This window comes from Subdoligranulum sp. APC924/74, from assembly GCF_003324125.1.
GTDB lineage: Bacteria > Bacillota > Clostridia > Oscillospirales > Ruminococcaceae > Gemmiger > Gemmiger qucibialis.
Map to the genome: position 1 here is coordinate 1 of NZ_PSQF01000193.1, position 787 is coordinate 787.

General features: G+C 54.1%; 1 protein-coding gene. It reads right to left on the reverse strand.

The window, feature by feature from the left end:
* Positions 1-147 precede the first annotated feature (147 nt).
* A complete protein-coding gene (locus C4885_RS16185) occupies positions 148-375 on the reverse strand; it encodes a hypothetical protein (protein WP_114001308.1) in 228 nt (75 codons plus the stop codon).
* Positions 376-787 lie beyond the last annotated feature (412 nt).

A 787-nucleotide genomic window follows, 5' to 3' on the forward strand; every position in this document is an offset into this window, starting at 1 on the left:
TTTTGGCAACGCAGATGCCGTGCCGCAGCCGCCGGAGCGGTGCTTAAGCCGTCAGGCGGGAATTGTGCGGTGTTGCCATAGATAAGACATCGCGTTATAAAAATTATAGCTGCCCTGTTGAGGACAGCTAAGAGGAGAGATAACAGGTTAAGCACAGAATTTCAAAATGCCGAAAGCAGCGCCGATCAGCCCCAGCGGGACCAGCAGCAATAGGCCGCCCGCCACAAACAGGCAGACCAGCAGCACCGGCAGCGCTACCGCAAACAGCAGCGCGGCAATCACTTTGGCTGCGCACCAGGTCAGGTGCAGTGCCAGCCCGATGGAATGGAAAAATAGCCAGCCAAACAAAAACAATACAAACATGGTAAACAGCACGGTGCTACCTCCTTTTTATCACACACATCGGCAGGCGTTTTGCCTGCTTATTGAATATAACGAGCGGAAAATGCAGATTTGAGCAGACAAATAAAATGTTTTTGAAAAATTTAAGAGGCGGAACTATGAATTTTGATACCCCGCCCCAAGCCTTGACTATTTGCGGCGAGTGGAATAAAATTTTTGAAGATACCCGGCACAAGCGGCAGGCCGCGCCGGACTGCCTGTTTGCCCGCGCGTACCCTGCGCGGCCTGGGGGAGCTGCCCGCCGTGCAGGAAATGTACCCGCAGAAGGTTAAGGCAATACCGCACAATTCCCGCCTAACGGCTCAAGTACCGCTCCGGCGGCTGCGGCACGGCATCTGCGTTGCCAAAATGCTCGATAATGTCGGGTTGCGGTACCCGCATCGTG